Annotated in this window: 17 protein-coding genes; 9 read left to right on the forward strand and 8 right to left on the reverse strand. The window is 70.9% G+C overall.

Annotation, left to right across the window (positions count from 1 at the left end; translation table 11 throughout):
- Positions 1–48 precede the first annotated feature (48 nt).
- The 4 genes from F9C11_RS05225 (at position 49) to F9C11_RS05240 (ending at position 3,911) form a co-directional block, all read left to right on the forward strand.
- On the forward strand, positions 49–600 hold the full coding sequence (locus tag F9C11_RS05225; protein WP_409183769.1) for a PadR family transcriptional regulator: 552 nt from the start codon (positions 49–51) through the stop codon (positions 598–600).
- A gap of 1 nt (position 601) precedes the next feature.
- The gene (locus F9C11_RS05230) at positions 602–2,608 is read left to right on the forward strand and encodes an FAD-dependent oxidoreductase (RefSeq protein ID WP_409183770.1); all 2,007 of its coding nucleotides are present in this window, start codon (positions 602–604) and stop codon (positions 2,606–2,608) included.
- A 29-nt stretch (positions 2,609–2,637) separates the two neighbouring features.
- Positions 2,638–3,606 carry a prephenate dehydrogenase gene (locus tag F9C11_RS05235; RefSeq protein ID WP_409183771.1) on the forward strand — a complete coding sequence of 323 codons (969 nt, stop codon included), beginning with the start codon at positions 2,638–2,640 and terminating at the stop codon, positions 3,604–3,606.
- Between the two features lie 65 nt (positions 3,607–3,671).
- Complete coding sequence (locus F9C11_RS05240; RefSeq protein WP_409183772.1) at positions 3,672–3,911, forward strand: antitoxin; 240 nt, start codon at positions 3,672–3,674, stop codon at positions 3,909–3,911.
- A 153-nt stretch (positions 3,912–4,064) separates the two neighbouring features.
- Here F9C11_RS05240 and F9C11_RS05245 read toward each other — a convergent pair whose 3' ends face one another.
- Positions 4,065–6,023 (reverse strand): FUSC family protein, encoded by a 1,959-nt coding sequence (locus tag F9C11_RS05245; RefSeq protein WP_409183773.1) that lies wholly within the window; start codon positions 6,021–6,023, stop codon positions 4,065–4,067.
- A 74-nt stretch (positions 6,024–6,097) separates the two neighbouring features.
- Between F9C11_RS05245 and F9C11_RS05250 the strand changes: the two genes are divergently transcribed.
- Both F9C11_RS05250 and F9C11_RS05255 read left to right on the forward strand, forming a co-directional pair.
- The gene (locus tag F9C11_RS05250; protein ID WP_409183774.1) at positions 6,098–6,544 is read left to right on the forward strand and encodes an SRPBCC family protein; all 447 of its coding nucleotides are present in this window, start codon (positions 6,098–6,100) and stop codon (positions 6,542–6,544) included.
- A gap of 85 nt (positions 6,545–6,629) precedes the next feature.
- Positions 6,630–7,388, forward strand: a complete 759-nt coding sequence (locus tag F9C11_RS05255) for a polysaccharide deacetylase family protein (RefSeq protein WP_409183775.1) — start codon at positions 6,630–6,632, stop codon at positions 7,386–7,388.
- A gap of 406 nt (positions 7,389–7,794) precedes the next feature.
- Here the strand turns inward: F9C11_RS05255 and F9C11_RS05260 are convergent, their stop codons facing one another.
- The 6 genes from F9C11_RS05260 to F9C11_RS05285 form a co-directional block, all read right to left on the reverse strand.
- Positions 7,795–10,383, reverse strand: a complete 2,589-nt coding sequence (locus F9C11_RS05260) for a CHAT domain-containing protein (RefSeq protein WP_409183776.1) — start codon at positions 10,381–10,383, stop codon at positions 7,795–7,797.
- Between the two features lie 53 nt (positions 10,384–10,436).
- Entirely contained in the window at positions 10,437–10,922 is a 486-nt protein-coding gene (locus tag F9C11_RS05265) for a carboxypeptidase regulatory-like domain-containing protein (RefSeq protein ID WP_409183777.1), read from the reverse strand.
- Positions 10,919–11,524 (reverse strand): RNA polymerase sigma factor, encoded by a 606-nt coding sequence (locus F9C11_RS05270; protein ID WP_409183778.1) that lies wholly within the window; start codon positions 11,522–11,524, stop codon positions 10,919–10,921. Before F9C11_RS05270 ends, F9C11_RS05265 begins: the two co-directional genes overlap by 4 nt.
- Before the next feature lie 1,745 nt (positions 11,525–13,269).
- Positions 13,270–13,410, reverse strand: a complete 141-nt coding sequence (locus F9C11_RS05275; RefSeq protein WP_158242475.1) for a hypothetical protein — start codon at positions 13,408–13,410, stop codon at positions 13,270–13,272.
- A 99-nt stretch (positions 13,411–13,509) separates the two neighbouring features.
- Positions 13,510–14,259, reverse strand: coding sequence for an SGNH/GDSL hydrolase family protein (locus F9C11_RS05280; RefSeq protein ID WP_409183779.1), 750 nt, complete (start codon positions 14,257–14,259; stop codon positions 13,510–13,512).
- Positions 14,260–14,448: 189 nt separating this feature from the next.
- Positions 14,449–15,081: an NAD(P)-dependent oxidoreductase gene (locus F9C11_RS05285; protein ID WP_409183780.1), complete on the reverse strand. Its 633-nt coding sequence runs from the start codon at positions 15,079–15,081 to the stop codon at positions 14,449–14,451.
- An 88-nt stretch (positions 15,082–15,169) separates the two neighbouring features.
- On the opposite strand from F9C11_RS05285, the gene F9C11_RS05290 reads away from it, so the two are divergent.
- Entirely contained in the window at positions 15,170–15,733 is a 564-nt protein-coding gene (locus tag F9C11_RS05290; protein ID WP_409183781.1) for a TetR/AcrR family transcriptional regulator, read from the forward strand.
- On the opposite strand, the gene F9C11_RS05295 is transcribed toward F9C11_RS05290, so the two are convergent.
- Entirely contained in the window at positions 15,730–16,215 is a 486-nt protein-coding gene (locus F9C11_RS05295; protein ID WP_409183782.1) for a GbsR/MarR family transcriptional regulator, read from the reverse strand. The genes F9C11_RS05290 and F9C11_RS05295 overlap by 4 nt on opposite strands.
- 94 nt (positions 16,216–16,309) lie before the next feature.
- Between F9C11_RS05295 and F9C11_RS05300 the strand changes: the two genes are divergently transcribed.
- A complete protein-coding gene (locus F9C11_RS05300) occupies positions 16,310–17,209 on the forward strand; it encodes an ATP-binding cassette domain-containing protein (protein WP_409183783.1) in 900 nt (299 codons plus the stop codon).
- A complete protein-coding gene (locus F9C11_RS05305; protein ID WP_409183784.1) occupies positions 17,206–18,798 on the forward strand; it encodes an ABC transporter permease in 1,593 nt (530 codons plus the stop codon). The genes F9C11_RS05300 and F9C11_RS05305 overlap by 4 nt, the downstream gene beginning before the upstream one ends.
- The last annotated feature ends 2 nt before the right edge of the window (positions 18,799–18,800 follow it).

Here is an 18,800-nt window from a genome sequence, read left to right on the forward strand (position 1 = left end):
GGTTGCACCCAGTTGCACTGCACCTAGTTGCATATGACACTGTCCGGCATGGCACTGGAGCACGCGATCCTCGTCTCGCTCTCGGAACGCTCCGGCTCGGGCTACGAGCTGGCACGCCGGTTCGAGAAGTCCATCGGGCTGTTCTGGAGCGCCTCTCACCAGCAGATTTACCGCGTGCTGAAGCGGATGGAGGAGGCCGGCCAGGTCGCCGTCGACGTGGTGGCCCAGGACGGGCGGCCGGACAAGAAGGTCTACACCGTCGCCGAACCGGGCCGGGCCGAGCTGCGCCGGTGGCTCGCCGAACCGGCACCGCAGGCCGGGCCGCAGGAGCTGGCGGTGAAGGTGCGCGGGGCGTCGTTCGGCGACCCGGAAGCGGTCGCGGCCGAGATCGCCCGGCACCGCGACGCGCACGCCGAACGGCTCGACCTTTACCGGCAGATCGAGAAGCGCGACTTCCCCGCCCCGGACCGGCTCCGCGGCCGTCCGCTGCACCAGTACCTCGTGCTGCGCGGCGGGATCCGGGTCGAAGAGGGCCAGGTCGAGTGGCTGGAAGAAATCCTGACCGCATTGCGGGCCGACAAGGCCGACGAGAAGGACTGACATGACCGAGTACCCGAACCTGCTGTCCCCGCTCGATCTCGGCTTCACGACGCTGCGCAACCGCGTCCTGATGGGCTCGATGCACACCGGCCTGGAGGACCGCGCGTCCCGCTTCCCGCGGCTGGCCGAGTACTACGCCGAACGCGCACGCGGCGGCGTCGGCCTGATCGTCACCGGCGGGTTCGCGCCGAACCGCACCGGCTGGCTGTTGCCGTTGGCCTCGAAGCTGTCGACGCCCGCCGAGGCGAAGCAGCACCAGTTGCTCACCGGAGCGGTGCACGCCGAGGGCGGCAAGATCGCGCTGCAGATCCTGCACGCCGGCCGCTACGCCTACCACCCGCTGAGCGTTTCCGCGTCGAGCCGCAAAGCGCCGATCAACCCGTTCCGCCCGCGCGCGCTCACCTCGTACGGCGTGCACCGCACCATTCGCGCGTTCGCCGATTGCGCCGCGCTGGCCCGCGACGCCGGGTACGACGGCGTCGAGATCATGGGTTCCGAGGGCTACCTGATCAACCAGTTCCTCGCCGAGCGCACCAACCGGCGCACCGACGCGTGGGGCGGCACCGCGGAGAAGCGCCGCCGGTTCGCCGTCGAGATCGTCCGGCGCACCAGGGAAAAGGTCGGGCCGGACTTCATCATCATCTACCGGCTGTCCATGCTCGACCTCGTCGAAGGCGGACAGAGCTGGGACGACGTCGTCGCGTTGGCCCGCGAAGTCGAAGCCGCCGGGGCGACGATCATCAACACCGGCATCGGCTGGCACGAGGCCCGCGTGCCGACGATCGTCACGTCGGTGCCGCGCGGCGCGTTCACCTGGGTCACCGGCAAGCTGAAGCCGCACGTTTCGGTGCCGGTGGTGACCTCCAACCGGATCAACCTGCCGCACGTCGCGGAACAAGCCCTCGCCGACGGCGACGCGGACCTGGTCTCGATGGCCCGGCCGCTGCTCGCCGACCCGGACTGGATCCGCAAGGCCGAAACCGGCCGCACGGACGAGATCAACACCTGCATCGCCTGCAACCAGGCCTGCCTCGACCACGCGTTCAGCCGGAAACCGGTGTCCTGCCTGGTGAATCCGCGGGCCGGGCACGAAACGACGCTGAACCTGCTGCCCGCCCGGCGGGCCAAGCGGATCGCCGTCGTCGGGGCCGGACCGGCCGGGCTCGCCACCGCGACCGCGCTCGGCGAACGCGGCCACGACGTCGAACTGTTCGAGGCCGACGACGAAATCGGCGGCCAGTTCGGGATCGCGCGGCGGATTCCGGGCAAGGAGGAATTCGCCGAGACCATCCGGTACTACACCCGCCGGCTGGAGGTCACCGGCGTGAAGGTGCACCTCGGCACCCGGGCGACCGCCGCGGACCTGACCGGTTTCGACGAGGTCGTGCTGGCCACCGGCGTCACGCCGCGGGTCCCGGCGCTGCCCGGGATCGACCATCCGAAGGTGCTCTCGTACGTCGACGTCGTACGGCACGGCAAACCGGTCGGCGAGCGCGTGGCGGTGATCGGCGCGGGCGGGATCGGCGTGGACGTCAGCGAATTCCTCACGCACAGCTCGTCGCCCGCGTTGGATCGCGCCGCCTGGATGGCCGAATGGGGCGTCACCGACCCCGCGCTCGCGCCCGGCGGACTGACGAAGCCGAAGCCGGAACCGTCGCCGCGGCAGGTCTACCTGCTGCAGCGCAAGAAGTCGCCGATCGGGGCCGGGCTCGGCAAGACGTCCGGCTGGGTGCACCGCGCGGCCCTGCGCGCGAAGGGCGTGGAAAAGATCAGCGGCGTCTCCTACGAACGGATCGACGACGCCGGTCTGCACCTCACCGTCGACGGGAAACCGCGGCTGCTGGAGGTCGACACCGTGGTGGTCTGCGCTGGCCAGGAATCTGTCCGGGAACTCGCCGGCGCGCTCGGCGACGTGCCGGTGCATCTCGTCGGCGGGGCGGACGAAGCACGGGAACTGGACGCCAAACGGGCGATCGACCAGGGCACCCGGCTGGCCGCCGTCCTGTAGCCGCTTGCGCGCACTGGCAGGATGGCCCCGTGCGAGACGTATGCGTAATCGGGCTCGGGCTCATCGGCGGTTCCCTGCTGCGAGCGGCCGCGGCGAGCGGCAGGACGGTCTGGGGAACCACAGTGTCCGAAGTGGACGCTGACGCGGCGAGCCGCGGCGGCTACGACGTCACCACCGACGCCGAAGCCGCACTGCAGCGAGCCGCGGCCGCGGACGCGATCGTGGTCCTCGCGGTGCCGCTGCCCGCGATCGAGAACCTGCTGCGCCAAGTCGCGCAACACGCGTCGCACTGCATCCTCACCGACGTGGTCAGCGTGAAGGGCCCGATGCTCGACGCAGTCCGCCGCCGCACGCCGTACACGCGCTACGTCGGCGGCCACCCAATGGCGGGCACGTCGCGCTCGGGCTGGCTCGCCGGCGACACCATGCTCTTCCGCGACGCGGCCTGGGTCGTCGGCGTCGAGGAGGAAACCGACCTCACGGCGTGGGCCGAGGTCACCCGGCTCGTCCTGGACGTCGGCGCGCACGCCGTGCCGCTGCCCGCCGATTCGCACGACGAGACGGTCGCCCGGATCTCGCACCTGCCGCATCTGTTCGCCGCGATCCTCGCCTCGGTCGGCGCACAGGGCGGCCCGCTCGCGATGTCGCTGGCCGCCGGGTCGTTCCGCGACGGCACCCGCGTCGCCGGCTCGTCGCCGGACCTGGTGCGCGCGATGACCGAAGGCAACCGCGACGCCCTGCTCCCGATCGTCGACGACGCACTCGGCCGGCTCGGCGCGGCCCGCGGTTCGCTCGCGTCCACCGGCGGCCTCGCCGCGACCATCAACGCAGGTCACGAAGGCGCACTCGCCCTGGAAGCGGCCCGTGACGCGGCGCTGTCCGGCGTCCGCATCGACCTCACCGCCCCCGACGCCCGCGAAGGACTCGTCGCACTCGGCGAACGCGGCGGCCGGATCACCGGACTGGACGGGTCCGTCGCGCTCGGCGAAGTGTCTTGACTTGCCTGGAACGCCTGGTGTGTGACGATTGAAGCCTCTCAATCCCAACCCCGGGGAGGCATTCGATGGGCATCAACTTCGACGAGCTCAAGAACAAGGCGGCCGAGGCGCTGCGCGAGAACAGCGGCAAGCTCGAGCAGGGTCTCGAGAAGGCGGCCGAATTCGCGAAGTCCAAGGTCAGCGGCCACGATTCGCAGATCGACGGCGGCGTCGACAAGGCAAAGGACCTGCTCGGCAAGGTCACCGGCAACCGCGATGAAGGCGGCGAGAAGCCCGAGGGCGGCCAGCCCGGCGGACAGCAGTAACCCTCCGCCTCCAGGTTGGGCCCGGGTCGCATCCGCACCCGCCGAGGTCCGTGAGGGCCGCCCTGAGCGAATCTGATTCCCTCGGGGTTCCCCTCACGGACTTCCGCTCCAGCGAATCCGCCGCGCACCGCCGCTCTCGGCGCGGGACGCGGCTCAGGTGCGCCGGTGGTACGGCAGGAACCGGCGCACCAGCCGCAGCGGCGACCGTTCCACCAGGTCCGGGCCGCGCACCGCGTCGAACGTCGAGCCGAGCTGGTCCACCACCCCGGCGAGGCGCGGGTTGTCCGGCATCGGCACCGAATCCGGGTCCCGCTGCTCGCGGACCGCGGAAGCCAGCTCCGCCAGCGCGTCCGTGAGCAGCTCGATGTCCGCCGGCGACGGAGCCGGCGCGCCCTCGCCGATGGTCACGCCGACCTCGGTCACCGCGTCGGTCACCCGCTCCAGCCCCGCGATCACCGGCCACCACGCCACCGCCTGCCGCCCCGCTGGCGACGGTTCCACGATCACCTGCTGAAACGCCGTCCGCAGGTCCGCGAGCGCGCGGTACGCCGCGCGCCGGGCCCGCGACCGGGCGAGCCGCGATTCGGCGGTCGAGTTCAGCACCATCGCGGCGCGGACGTACTCGGCGACCGTGTCGAAGCTGTCCGCCAGCCGTCCGCCGACGGTCGGCCGCCGCGAACCCGGCCACAGCAGGTAGCCGAAGACGAGCACGATCACGCAGCCGATCACGGTGTCGACCAGCCGCGCCAGCACCACGGTCCAGCTGCCGGTGTTGGCGAGGTCCATCTGCAGGATGATCAGCGGCGTCACGAACGTGCCGAGCATCCCGTAGTTGCGCACCTTCCCCACCGCGGCCCCGCCGGCGAACACCGCGATCAGCGCCACGAGCACCCAGCCGCGCGCGCCGAACGCGAGCACCACCGCACCGATCCCGACGCCCGCGACAGTGCCCATCCCGCGCAGCACCGCGCGGCCGAAGACCGAGCCGAAGTCCGGTTTCAGCACCACACCGACGGTGAGCGTGATCCAGTACGACCGCTCGAACGGCACCAGCAGCGCCACCACTTCGGCCACCGCGACACACACCGTGAGCCGCAGCGTCGCCAGCCAGGTCAGCGGTCCGGAGAGGCCGCTCGCCCACTGCCGCAAGCGACGCAGCAGCGAGACCTTCTTGCGGCGCTTGCGGTCGTCGAGCTTCCCGATTCGCGCCAGCCCGGCGTAAAGCGCGCTGACCAGTGCGTCGGCGTTCTCGTCCCGCAGTTCGGGCGCGGGCGGCAGCGGCTGGTTCGCCAGCACTGAGGCAGCGACGCGGGTCAGGTAGTCGATGACCTCGTCCGGCGCACGCTGTCCGGCGTTGACCATCGCCACTGATGCCTCGACCGCGGGCGTCGTCGCGGACAGCCGGTTCAGCAGACGCCGATACGCCGCGTCCCGGCCGGATAGCCACGAGCGCGCTACCAGCAATCGGTCGTACGCGGTGCTCATCGCGGTGGTCAGCTGATGGCGCGCGACCCGCGACGTCGGTTCGTCCTCAGCGGAGAGCATCGCCGCGAGTTCGATGTAGACCTGCGCGACGGCGGTGCGTTCCGGGCTCGTCGCGCGGAGCGTCCAGGTGCCGAGCGCGACCAGCAGCCCCCAGCCAGCGCCCGCGCAGAAGTAGCCGAAGAGCACTTCGGTGCGTACGCCGGTCGCGTGCTGTGCAGTGCCGAGCACGCAGAAGACGAACATCTGCAGCCCGGCCACCGAAGCGTTGCTGCCCGCTGCACTGATGAGCGCGGAAATCGCCGCGACGACCACGATCGCCGGAATCGACCAGGCGGGCATGCCGCCGGTTAGCAGCCCGACGAGGTACCCCATCCCGGCCGCGAACGTCGCCCCGCCCAGCCGCCGGGCGCGGTAGCGGTAGGCCCCGGCCGCCTCGGACAGCACGGTCGGCAGCGCGCCGGTGGAGATCAGCGCGCCCACCGCGATGTCGCCCGCCGCGTACGCGACCGCCAGCGGAGTCGCCAGCGCAACCACCGCGCGAGCGACCATGTTCCACGGGATGGGAACCGGTTTGGAACGCAAAAGCTGCGTCAGCCAGTGCGGCGCGGCGAAGTCGGGGCGGCTCACCGGTCCATCTTGACCTACCGGGGCCGTCCGGGATTGATTTGTCGCTCGGTCAACAACGTGTTCAGGGAGCTTCCATGCCGGGTCGCAGGTACTCGTACGAGGTGAACCGGGTGAGCGCCGCGCCGCCGTCCGTGCTGTTCCGGCTGGAAAGCGACGGGACGCTGTGGTCGTCCTGGGCGCGCCCGCTCGTATGGCAGTCCCGCTGGGCGGCGCTCGGCGACGACGGCCGGGTCGGCGCTGTCCGGGAAGTCGGCTTGTGGCCGGTTCTGGCGCGCGAACGGACTCTCGAATACGTACCGGATCGGCGGCACATCTACACGTTCGACGGTTTCAGCCCGGTCCGCGACTATCGTGCGGAAGTGGCCTTCACTCCCAACGCCAGCGGCGGCACGGACCTCAGGTGGTCGGGGTCGTTTACCGAACGCATCCCCGGAACGGGGCCGGCAGCCCGGGCAGCGTTGCGCGGCGTGATCGTATTTCTGGCCACCCGGCTGGCGAAAGCGGGCAATCGTGCTGCCTGACCGGGGTGCGTTGCACCACAACGATCAACGAACGCTGGAGCACAGACGTCATCCCCTCGGGTGACCCCGAGGGAAAGGAAGCGGCATGGCGAAGCGGTGGCTGGCAGCGGCATTGGCCGGTGTGCTGATGCTTTCGGCATGCTCGAGCCCGGACTCGGGGCAATCCCCGGAACAGGCGAACCCCGCGCCGGGCGCCCAGACCCCGGGTCCGCCGCCCGGTCCGTACCCGTTCGGCACCGTGCAGCAGAAGGCACCGGCCATTCAGGACGGCAAGGCCGCCGTGGTCCGCCGCATTCAGACGGACAAACCGTACGTCTTCATCACCATGGACGACGGCGCGGTGAAAGACCCGGCGGCGCAAAGCCTGATCCAGCAGTCCGGCGGGCATCCGGTGCTGTTCCTGAACAACCGGTACGTGAAGGGCCACGAGGCGTACTTCAAGGCCATTTTGGACTCGACCGGCGCGGTGCTCGGCGACCACACGGTCAACCACCCGAACCTCAAGGGCAAACCGCTGGACTTCCAGAAAAAGGAAATCTGCGACGACGCCGACGACTTCCAGAAGTCCCTCGGCGTGCGCCCGACGCTGTTCCGCCCGCCGTTCGGCATCTACGACCAGAACACCCTGAAGGCCGCCGCGATGTGCGGCATGCGCGCGACGGTCCTGTGGACCGCCTCGGTCAACGACGGAGTCGTCCAGTTCCAGTCCGGCGACAAACTCCGGCCGGGCGACATCGTGCTGATGCACTTCCGCAAGACCTTCAAGGAAGACTACGAAGCCTTCCTGGCACAGGCCAAAAAGGACGGCTTGACGCCGGTCCCGCTGGCCGACTTCCTGGGCTGACCTCCGCGGCGATCCTCGTGCGCGGCTGTGCCGGTTCTCAGCGGCGGGACCGCTCACGAGCCTCACCGCACAACCACCCCGCGCGAACGGCGAGGCCGAGCCCAATCACCCACGAAGCCCGCCCCATTCGTGCGCGGCAAACCCAGTTCTCATCGACACCAACACTCACGAGCCCCACCGCACCTCCCCTCGCGCGATCGGCGAGGCCAGGCCAGCCGCTCCCCGACATCGCCGCGCACCGCGAACTTGCTGCTTCGCCATCCGCCATCCGCCTTGGATGCGCGCACAAGCCCGACTGCAGCCGCCGGTGCGCTCAGCCAGCCCCCAAGGCACACGAACGGCCGCCGCAACTGCTTCGCCATCCGCCGTGCGTGCGCACAAGCCCGACTGCAGCCGCCGGATGTGCTCAGCCAGCCCCAAGACACACGAACGGCCGCCGCATCGGGTCCACCGCCACAGCCTCGGCCAGGGCGAGCGCGGGGGAAGTCCCCTCCGCGAGCCGCCGGTGCAGGTCGGCCATCGTGTCCGCCGCCGCTCGGTCGCCGACGCGGGCTACCGCGCCGATGACCGTTCGCGAACCGCTCGCCAGCAGGGTTCCGGCGAAGCCCAGCGCTTCCTCGCCCGGCCGGATGTGGCTCATCGCCAGCTCGCACGCGGCCAGCACCACCCGTTCCGGCGGGTTGGCGAGCCGGGTCGTCTCGTGGGCGAACAGCGGGCCGTCCACGAGTTCGACGCGGGAGAACAGCGCGTTCGCCGGCTCGTGCGCGCCGTGGGCGACCAGGTGCGCCAAGCGGGTTCCGTCCAAGGCGGTCAGCACCGTGGAACTCGTCGCGTCGTCGCCCTCGACCAGGTGCGCGTCCGGGTACACCGAGCGCAGTTTGCTCACCTCGCCGACCGCGCCCGGCACGCCGGGACCGCCCGCCAGCAGCACTGGACCGTCCTCGGCCGGGCGTTTCGCGGTGATCCACGCGGTCGCCGACGGCGCGATCGACACCGGATGCCCGCGCAGCGACGGCAACGCGCCCCACGGCATCGCGTACAACTGTCCGATCGGGACGATCACCAGCTCGCGATCGTCGAGAGTTTTGACCAGCGACGCGGAAATCAGCGCGTCGAGCTTCTCCGCCCGGCGGCGCGCGGACGCGGACACCGTCTCGGCCATCAGCGGCGACAGGTGGTCCGGCGCGAGCGCGTCGAGGTCGGCGTGCAGCTGGGTCGCGGTCTCCACGATGTCGTCCAGCGGACCCAGTTTGAGCAGCCGGAACGTCCCGCGGTCGACGACCACCGAGTACAGCTGGTTGTTGTAGGGCACCAAACTCACCAGCACCCGGTCGCCGAGCGCGGCGACGACCTCGTCCGGCGTCGCGACCGGCCGCGGCCGGCCCCACTGGCTCGTGTACCAGCCGAGCCTGCTCGCCTCGCGCTGCAGTTCGGCGTACCGCTGCTCCAGCGCCTTCACCGGCTCGCCCGCCAGCCGGGCGCGCTGGATGGTGCGCTGGACGTGCCGCATTTCGTTGATGTGCTTGGCCAGCACCGGATCCTCGATCACCGGCAGCGGTTCGTACCGGTACACCTGCGCCCGGGTGCGTTCGAGCCAGGCGAACATCCGCCGGGCGCCCGCCGCGTTCCGCCGGGCGCGCCGCAGCACGAGCCGCATCGCCAGCCTGCCCAGTTCCTCGCCGTGCACGGCCGTGCCGCACAGCAGATCGAGCCCGCCCATCCGATCGCGGATCGTGCCGAGTTCGCGCAGTCCGGCACGGGCCTGCGCGAGCGCCGCGCGCGGCCGGTTCTCCGCGACGGCCAGCTCCGCGCGGCACAACCGGAACAGCATCCGGTGGTCGACCGGCGACGTCGCGCGCGGGGCGGGCACGTGTTTCAGCACGAGCGACGCTTCGGCGATTTCCCTGCGGCGGATCAGCAAGCGCACCGCGAAGAGCCGCGCGACCGCCGCCTCGTCGCGCAGTCCGAGCGCGGCCAGCCGTTCGGCGATCGAGACGAGTTCGGCGGGCAATCGCGAGGTCGAGCGTGCCTCCCGGTCCGACAGCACCTGCTGCGCCTCCGCCCGATACCGCGCCAGACCGGCGATCTCGGCCCACGTCCGGTTGCCCCGGCGAAGAAATCGGCGGCGTGCGTCCGAGGCGGACTTTCGCGCCAACGCGAAATCACCCTCCAGCAACGCGGCCGCGGCCCGGGCGACCTCGGCTTCGGCGATGTGCTGGCCGGATCCGTTGGCGCGCAACTCCGGCAGCGCTTCGTCGAGGTGCCTGGCCGCCTCGTCGGCGAGGCCCGCCGTGAGCAGCGCGCGGGCCTGGTCGAGCCGGATCAGCGGGATCGAACCGGGCGATTCGGTGACCAGGATCCGCGCGGCCTGTTCGTAACTGGACAGCGCCTGCGGGACGTCGCCGACGAGCTGCGCGTGGTCGCCGAGGTTTTGCCGGATTTTGCCCTCGAGCCGGGTGTGCCCGTTTTCGCGGGCGAACTCGAGCGCGCGCTGCAGGTCGGCTTGCGCGGCGTTCGGCTGGTTCAGCGCCATCTGCACGAGGGCGCGGTTCATCAGCATGATCACCAGGGTGCGGCGGCCGTCGTCGAATTCGGCCTCGATCCCGGGCAGGACGGCGTCGTAGACCGCGAGCGATTCGCTGAACCGGCCGCCGCGCATCAGCACCACCGCTCGTTGGCCGGTGACCAGCAAGCCCAGTTCGCGCGCGACCTTGCTCTCCGGGAGCTGGTCGCGCAGCTGCCGCGCGGTCTCCAGGTGCACGAGACCGGCGTCGGTGGAGGAGACCTCGGCCTCGGCCGCGCCGAGGCTCACCAGGACGCGGACCTGCAGTTCCCGGTGCTCGGGCAGCGGTTCGGCAACGCGCGCCAGCCGCGTGAGCGCGCTGCGGAACAACCGCACCGCGACGCCGGGCCGCTGGTCGGACGCGGCGGCCCGGCCGCGCGCGTACAGATCGGACGCCGCCGCGATCGTTCGATCATGGACGGGCGCGGACACGGACTCTATGGGAGCACACCTCCGCCACTCTCCATAACGCCCGTCCGGGTTTCTCAGAGCACGACGGTCGGCGTGACGACGGTGCGGCGGTGCGGGCCGGCGCCGAGGTGCACGAGGATCTGCGTGGTTCCGCAGGGGACGCCTTCGAGCACGAACCGGCCGCCCTCGTCGGTCGCCGTCGCGAACGTGCCGTGATCGGCGACCCGGACCTCCACGTCGTACTCGCCCGCGGGCGCGAGCCAGCCGTCGATCCGGTGCACCTTCCCGATTTTGGTCAGGTTGATCATCACGGTGAGGTCGCTGACGGTGAACGTGATGGTGCCGGTCGCCGTGCTGCGCACGCCGGCCAGTTCGTCGAGCCGTTCCCAGCGCGCGACCTCGACGTCGAGGTTCTCGAGTTCGAGCGCGAACTGGACCCGCTGCACCAGATCGTCCGGCGGCGGGTCTATCTCGTCGAGAAACCGGCCGATGTCGGCCAGGATGGCCTCGTCGTCCGGAACCGCGTGGCCGTGTCCCGGCCTGCCGATGTTGTCGCTCACCGGGCACCCCCTTCTCCTGCGAGCAGATCGCGCATCGAGTCGAGGCAGCGGCCCCTGGTGGGCCCGACGCTGCCGCGCGGCATCTGCATAGCCTCGGCCACCGCCCGGTACTCGGCGCGGCCGGCGAGAACGGTCAGCCGCAGCAGCTCCTGGCAGCGTGCGGGCAGCCGGAGGAAGGCGCGCCAGACCCGGCGGTCCCGGTCGGCGCGGACGGCTTCCTCCTCAGGCGCGGGATGATCGCTTTCGAGCGTCGCGGCGACCTCGTCCGACAGCGGCACGGGCTGTGCCCGCCTGCCGTAGGGCCGGGTCGCCTCCCGGCGAGTCGTGGTGATCAGCCAGGCGGCGAGCGCGCGGGGGTCGCGCAGCTTCTCCAGCTGGCTGAACAGAGCGAGCCACACGGTCTGCACCACGTCCTCGGCCACTTGCCGGTCGAGCCCGTTGGCGCGCGCGACGTGCCACACGAGCGGCGTCAGCTCGTCGACGAGTTTCGCCATGGCGCGCCGGTCCCCGCCCCGCGCCGCTTCCATGCAAGCAGCGTGCAAGTCGGCGCCGGTCAGGCCTTCCCAGGGCGGGTCTACCTCGGTGGTGTGCACGTCGGTCACCGTAGCTGCCTCACTCCGGAGGTGGGCCGCCCTGGGCGAGCAAGCCTCCGGTCGTGTCGGCACGGCCGGGCCCGTCGCGGGTCGCCTCTCCGGTCGGGTAACGGATCGATCGTGAATTGTGCGCGCTCTTTCAGTGGTGCCGGTGATGCGGATGGTGTCCAGGGGCACGGTGTGTGCCCGGTGGGTGGGCTCTTGGTTGAGGAGCGAACAACTGGCTCTGGGATACATCAATCTCTGACTTTTTTCGGGTGAGTTTTTTCCTGGGAGCCGGCTGGGCGGCTTGGCTGCGGTGGTTTTCCGGTGTTTGGGCAGTTCGTGCCCCTTTCGGGTGGGGTTGCCGGGACACGACCGGCTGGGCTCCCCCTCCAGCACGGCCGTGTCCCGGCAGCTCCGTCGGACGCGATGAGTCCCCCAACGACCCATCGCACCCCGCCGACCCGGCTCGGCCGGACGGATCCCTCCCCCGAATCCGCCCGCCCTTGCCTGGCCGGAAGCTGCGAGCCGGGTTCGCCGCCCCTTCCCGGCTGACCGGCTTCGCCTGCCTTTGCGCACCACCCGGCCGACCACGTCAGGGCAGCTCACCGGCCCGGTCTGGCCAGGCGGATTCCTCCCCGAACCCGCCTCGCCGAACCGGACCGGAAGCCGACCCTTTCAGCCCGGCTAGCGCGCACCTGCCGACTTCGCGGACTCCTCCCCGAAGTCCACTCAGCCGGACCGGCTGGCCAGCTGACCCGCGAGTCCCGCGGCTCGACTCGCGAAGCCCGCCAGCCGGACCGATCCCTCCCCCGGATCGGTCCAACCGCGCCAGCTCCGAAGCCGACCCGCCAGTCCCGCGGGACCAGCCCGCGCAACCCGCGGCTCCGCGAATCCCTCCCCGAGGTCCGCTCAGCCGCGCCGGTCCGCAAGCGGACCCGCGTGCCGACCAGCCCGCGAACCCGCCAGCCGAACAGACCCCTCCCCGAAGCTGTCCAACCGCGCCAGCCCGCCAGTCCCGCCGAACCAGCGCGCGAAGCCAGCCAGCCGGACAGATCCCCCCGGATCGGTCCAACCGCGCCAGCTCCGAAGCCGACCCTCGGTCCGCCGAAACCGGCCTGCGAAACCCGCCAGCCGAACCGATCCCTCCCCCGGATCCGTCCAACCGCGCCAGCCCGCAAGCCAACCCGACAGTCCCGCCGAACCAGCCCGCGCAACCCACCAACCGAACAGGCCCCTCCCCGAACCTGTCCAACCGCGCCAGCCCGCAAGCCGACCCGCCAGTCCCGCCGAACCAGCCCGCGCAACCCGCCAACCGAACAGGCCCCTCCCCGAACCTGTCCAACCGCGCCAGCCTGCGGGCTGATCCGCGAGGTCTGGCCGTCCCCGCCGTCCAACCGCTCAGCGGCCAGGCGGGTCCCCTCCGAACCCGTCCGGCCGGGACCAGGTCCCCCAGACCCGGGCCGAGCGGAGGCGGGCCGGCGGGGTTGGCGGGAATGGCGGGATGGCCAGTCCTGTCGGCACCTTCGTCTCTCGCTTCGCACCAGCCGGCGGCCTGCTCGCCCCCTTGTGCCGAGCAGGGCGTCGGCGCGGTGCGTTCGTGCGGGTGCGCACCGGTCGGCGTGAGCTGTTCAGCCTCGCCGACCGGTGCTCCCCGCCCCCAGGGGAGCCCGCTCCCCTTTCGGGCTCCGCCGGAGGAGAGTTCCTCCCCGAACTCTCTCCGGCTGACGACGTCCGGCAGCCCCCTCGGCTCCCGGCCGCCGCCCGTCTGGCTACTTGGCAGTACCGGTGTCGTCGAGCGGCTCGTGGTTGCCGTCCGGCTGCACTCCCCGGTTCGCCCCAGGCGCGGGGCTCGTCTTGACGGGCGGAACGGTGGTTCCCGGCTGCCGCTCGTCCTTCTGATCCGCAGGCATGTGGCCCTCCATTTCCTTGGTTCGCCCCATAAGACGCATCCAGGGTGCGCCTAGATACACGGAGCGCCAAAGTTTTTGAGGTTTTTGTGAACCTGCCGGTCAGGACGGAGGCGTCACCTCCCCCGAATGCCAACCGTCAGTGACGATCGGTAACCCCTTCGAGAGCGCGGCGGCCCAGGCGCGGTAACCCTCCGGGCCGGGATGAAAGCGGTCGGCGGCGAACATTCCCGGACGGAGCAGACCCGGCGCCAACGGGAGGTGCGTGACCCCGGGCAGCCGGGTCAGCGTGCGCGCCGCCCGGTCGAGCGCGACGGACCGCGCGCCGAGCACGTCCCGGAGCGGCCGGGGCAGGGACGGGAAGCTCGCCAGCGGCGGCACGCCGGCGAGAACGACCGGGACGTCGCCGACCCGCCGCCGCACCTCGACGATGATCGCCAGTAGATCCCGCCGGTACCGCGCGGCCGAATGCAGCTCCAGCGTGTCGTTCACGCCCAGGACGACCACCACGACGTCCGCCTCCCGCACGCGCGGAACCAGCTCCTCCAGGACCACCCTCGCCGACGCGCCGGTGCGGCCCAGCGCATGCCACCGCACCGCCCGGTCCGGGTACGCGCGGGCGAGCCCCATCGCGAGCTGCCCGGTGAGCGCGTCGGCGTGGGTGAGCGCGCCGACGCCGTCCACCGTCGATTCGCCGAGGACGGTGAGCCGCAGCGGTCGCCCGGCGCCGAGAGTGCCCTCGATCGGCCCCGTGGCGCCGGGAAGCCGCGGAGTCGCCCGACGCACCCGAACCGCCTGCGCGACCAGTACGGGTGCGATCAGGAAAAGGAGGAACAGCCGAAGAACTGCCATGCCTCCGACAGTAACGAGGGGCTCCGACAAATCCGGCCTCGCGGAGGGAGTTGTCCACAGGCGATGCGAGTTGTGGACAACCCTGGGGACAAGTTGGGGAAACCTGTCTTCGACGGCCGACAGATTCCCCCCTCGATCTCAGTACCTACAGGGAATCCAGCCGCGAGGTGTCCGCAACCGCAGACAGCCTCACCCCTGAGCGATAGACACCGTCTTGCCCACCAGCGCCTCGTCCTCCACCGCGTCCAGCAGGTACCGCGCCACGTTCGCCCGCGGGATCTGGAAACTCCCCCGCACATCCCGCCCGACCTCGCTGAGCACCCGGTCCCGCGCGGGCTTGTCGGTCAGCCGCGTCGGCCGCACGATCGTCCACCGCACCTCGGGAGCCTCGTGCAGGATCGACTCCATCCGCCGCAGGTCGGCGTATCCGTTCCGGAGCACCGCACCCAGCACCGGCTTCAACAACAGTCGCGCGAACAGGCTGTCTCCCTCGGCGGGCAGGCCGGACGCGCTCACCACCACGAATCGCGTCCGGGAACCGCGCAGCGCGGCAACCACCGAGCGAGTGCCGTCGGAGTTGACCGTCGTCGGCTTGAGATCCGTGGGGCCGAGGGCCAGGACGACCGCGTCACGGCCGGTCACCGCATCGGCCAAGCCGGGATCGGTCAACGAGTGAACCGCGACATCCAATCGGGGGTGCGCGGGGACGGTCAACCGCGCGGGGTCGCGAACCACGGCGGTTACGTGCCATCCGCGCGCCAGCGCTTCCCGCACCGCCAGGCCGCCGATCCGGCCGCTCGCGCCCAGGACGGTGATCTTCATGAGAGGCCTCCATGCAGGGGTGAGTGTTCACTTACCAGCTAGGGTAAGTGAACACTCACCACACTGAGAAGGCCCTCAGGGAGCACGCATGGGAAGCCGCGAAGAGATCGTCGCCGCAGCCGCGACGGTCATGCGGGAGCAGGGATACGCGCACGCCACGACCAAGGCGATCGCGCAGGCCGCGGGTTACTCGGAAGCCTTGCTGTACAAGCACTTCCGCGACAAGACCGCACTCTTCCTGGCAGTGCTGAAAGAAGAACTGCCCGACCTCGTCGCCACGGCGGCGAGGCTCACCGAGCAGCCCGAGAAGGCAGCACTCGGCGACAATCTCGCCGAGCTGACCACCACGGCACTGGCCTTTTACTGCGCGAGCTTCCCGATCTCCGTCTCGATCTTCTCCTCGCGAGACCTGCTCCGCACCCATCGGGACACTCTCGAAAACGGCCCCGACCTGCCGATCCAGCACGTCGCCGGCTACCTCGCCGCCGAGGTCGAACTGGGCAGGCTGCGCGGCGATCTCGACGTCGACGCCGCGGCCCGGCTGCTGCTCGGCGCGTGTTTCCAGGAGGCGTTCCTCGCATCCTTCGAGGAACGCCCGCCGCGGCCGGACCTCGCCCTCCGGCTGGCCGCGACACTGGAAAACCTCGGCTAGTCCCGGTTTTTCCGCAGCTCGTGCCAGCGGTCGTACAGGTTGTTGACCTCGACCAGCATGAACGCCAGGAAGTCCCGCATCTCCGCCAGCCGTTTCCCGGCGGGGGTGTCCGCGCCGAGCGCCTCGATGCCGTCGGTGGCCGCGTCGCGCCACATGATCAGGAAACGGTCGCGTTTGAGGAAGGTGGCGTACCAGAGGTCGTCGTAGAGCTGGTAGTGGTCGCGGCGCTCGCCGGGTTCGCGCACCTTGCGCACGAGGCCGACCTGGTCCAGGTACCGCACCGCGCCGGAGATCGCGGCCGGGCTCACCGACAGCTGCTCCGCCAGTTCGGCGGCAGTCAGCCGTCCCGAGTCGGTCGTCATCAGCGCCGCGAAGACCCGCGCTGACATGCGCTGCATGCCGATCTGAGCCATCACGAGGCCCAGGCTTTCGACGTATCGGCGGACGGCGTCCTCGTCTCTCTTCGTCTCAGGCGTCGTCATCCGTCCATCCTCTCCCACGAGCGTCCAGGGGATCACTCGGTCCTGATGTTTTCTTAACTTCACAACTTCATGAAAAGAGTGTAGCTTCCGAATCATGGGAAACGCCATCGCGATCTCCGGCCTGCGCAAGGCATTCGGCCGGGTGAAGGCCCTCGACGGCCTTGATCTTCAGGTTCCCGCGGGGGAAGTACACGGATTCCTCGGTCCGAACGGCGCCGGGAAATCCACCACGATCCGGGTCCTGCTCGGACTGCTGCGCGCCGACGCCGGCGAGGTCCGGCTGCTCGGCGGCGATCCGTGGCGCGACGCGGCGAGCCTGCACCACCGGCTCGCCTACGTGCCCGGCGACGTCAACCTCTGGCCCAACCTTTCCGGCGGCGAGGTCATCGACCTCCTCGGCAGGCTGCGCGGCGGCCTCGACCAGAAGCGCCGCGCGGAACTCGTCGAGCGCTTCGACCTCGACCCGCGCAAGAAGGGCCGCACGTACTCGAAGGGCAACCGGCAGAAGGTCGCCATCGTCGCCGCGCTCGCGTCCACTGTGGACCTGCTGCTGCTCGACGAGCCGACCTCGGGCCTCGATCCGTTGATGGAGGCCACTTTCCAGGAGGTCATCCAGGAAGAACGCGCGCAGGGCCGCACCGTGCTGCTGTCCAGTCACATCCTCGCCGAGGTGGAAGCCTTGTGCGACAAGGTGAGCATCATCCGGAACGGCCGCACCGTCGAGTCCGGCACGCTCGCCGAACTGCGCCACCTCACCCGCACGTCGATCACCGCGGAGCTGGCCGGACCGCCGAACGGCCTCGCCAGGCTCGCCGACGTGCACGACCTCAAGACGGACGGCAACCGCGTCCGCTTCGACGTGGAAACCCGTTCGCTCGAGGACGCGCTGCGCCAGCTGACCCAGATCGGCGTGCGCAGCCTGGAGAGCCGTCCGCCGACGCTCGAGGAGCTTTTCCTGCGCCACTACGCGGACGAACTCGAGGCCGGGAAATGACCGCGCTCACCGGCACCGGGCCGCTGATCCGCCTGGCGCTGCGCCGCGACCGGGTCATCCTGCCGATCTGGATCGTCCTGCTCAGCGTCGTCCCGGTAGGCACGATCAGCAGCTACGACCAGTTCTATCCGACCGCCGAAAGCCGGGCCGGGCTCATCGCGTCGGCCGCCGCGAACCCGTCGTTCGCGCTGCTCTACGGCCCGGCGTTCAACCTCGGCACGGCGGGCGGCTTCATCGCCTGGCGGATGGGCGGGTTCCTGGCGCTGCTGACCGGTCTGATGGCGGTCTTCACGCTCACCCGGCACACCCGCGCGGAGGAGGACACCGGTCGCGCGGAACTGCTGGCGTCCACTGTGGTCGGTCGGTACGCACCGCTCACCGCCGCGCTCGCGGTGACCGGCGGGGCGAGCGTGCTGATCGGTCTGCTGCAAGCGGTCACGCTGGCGGCCAAGGTTCCCGCGGCGGGTTCTGTCGCGCTCGGCGCGAGCACCGCGCTCACTGGCCTGGTCTTCACCGGCGTCGCCGCAGTGGCCGTGCAGCTCGGCGAGTACTCGCGCACCGCGAACGGCATCGGTACGGCCGTGCTTGGCGTCGCGTTTCTATTGCGTGGCGCGGGTGATTCGACCACCGACGCGCACTGGCTGTCGTGGTTGTCGCCGCTCGGGTGGGCGCAGCAGATTCGGCCGTTCGCCGAAGAACGTTGGTGGGTACTGATTCTGCCCATCGCGACCACGCTCGTGCTGGTTGCCGTGGCCTACGCGCTGCTGCCGCGCCGTGACGTCGGTGTCGGCCTGCTTCCGCCGCGGCTCGGCCCGAGCGAAGCGGCTCCGTCGCTGCGGTCGCCGTTCTCGCTGGCGTGGCGGCTGCAACGAGGTCCGCTGCTCGGCTGGCTGATCGGGCTCGCGGTCGGCGGCGCGTTGTTCGGGACGATCGCGCAGGGCATTTCCGGACTGGTCGGCGGCACCGAGCAGAGCAGGCAGATCTTCGAACGGCTCGGCGGTTCGCACGGACTGGTCGACGCGTTCCTCGCGACCATGGTGAGCCTGTTCGCGATGCTCGCTTCCCTCTACGGGGTGCAGGCGACGCTGCGGATGCGCACCGAGGAGACCTCGCTCCGGCTCGAACCGCTGCTGGCCACCCGGGTGGGACGGTTGCGCTGGGCCGCGAGCCACCTCGTGTTCGCGTTCCTCGGCAGCGCGTTGCTCGTGCTCGTCGGGGGCGTGCTGCTCGGTCTGTCGAACGGGCTGCGCGGCGGCGACGTCGGCCGTTCGGTCGGGAACATGGTCGCGGCCGTGGCGGTGCAGGTGCCCGCGGCGTGGGTGATCGTCGCGGTGGCCGCGCTGATCTTCGGACTGCTGCCGAAGCTGGCGACCGCCGCTTGGGGCGTGGCGGCGCTGGCGTTGCTGATCAGCATGTTCGGGCCGGTCGTCAACGCGCCGCAGGCGCTGCTGGACGTCTCGCCGTTCCAGCATCCGCCGAAGGTGCCCGGCGAGGTGTTCACCGCGGTGCCGCTGGTGGTGCTGCTGGCCGTTTCGGCGGTCGTGCTGGCCGCGGGGATGGCCGGCTGGCGGCGGCGCGACGTCGGCTGACG

Source organism: Amycolatopsis sp. VS8301801F10 (assembly GCF_046195355.1).
GTDB lineage: Bacteria > Actinomycetota > Actinomycetes > Mycobacteriales > Pseudonocardiaceae > Amycolatopsis.

Bases quoted from the DNA above. Each gene is read 5' to 3' on its own strand.
- F9C11_RS05225 (WP_409183769.1), top strand. From the start codon at position 49: ATGGCACTGGAGCACGCGATCCTCGTCTCGCTCTCGGAACGCTCCGGC.
- F9C11_RS05280 (WP_409183779.1), bottom strand. From the start codon at position 14,259: ATGGCAGTTCTTCGGCTGTTCCTCCTTTTCCTGATCGCACCCGTACTG.
- F9C11_RS05230 (WP_409183770.1), top strand. From the start codon at position 602: ATGACCGAGTACCCGAACCTGCTGTCCCCGCTCGATCTCGGCTTCACG.
- F9C11_RS05250 (WP_409183774.1), top strand. From the start codon at position 6,098: ATGCCGGGTCGCAGGTACTCGTACGAGGTGAACCGGGTGAGCGCCGCG.
- F9C11_RS05275 (WP_158242475.1), bottom strand. From the start codon at position 13,410: ATGCCTGCGGATCAGAAGGACGAGCGGCAGCCGGGAACCACCGTTCCG.
- F9C11_RS05285 (WP_409183780.1), bottom strand. From the start codon at position 15,081: ATGAAGATCACCGTCCTGGGCGCGAGCGGCCGGATCGGCGGCCTGGCG.
- F9C11_RS05255 (WP_409183775.1), top strand. From the start codon at position 6,630: ATGGCGAAGCGGTGGCTGGCAGCGGCATTGGCCGGTGTGCTGATGCTT.
- F9C11_RS05290 (WP_409183781.1), top strand. From the start codon at position 15,170: ATGGGAAGCCGCGAAGAGATCGTCGCCGCAGCCGCGACGGTCATGCGG.
- F9C11_RS05240 (WP_409183772.1), top strand. From the start codon at position 3,672: ATGGGCATCAACTTCGACGAGCTCAAGAACAAGGCGGCCGAGGCGCTG.
- F9C11_RS05295 (WP_409183782.1), bottom strand. From the start codon at position 16,215: ATGACGACGCCTGAGACGAAGAGAGACGAGGACGCCGTCCGCCGATAC.
- F9C11_RS05305 (WP_409183784.1), top strand. From the start codon at position 17,206: ATGACCGCGCTCACCGGCACCGGGCCGCTGATCCGCCTGGCGCTGCGC.
- F9C11_RS05300 (WP_409183783.1), top strand. From the start codon at position 16,310: ATGGGAAACGCCATCGCGATCTCCGGCCTGCGCAAGGCATTCGGCCGG.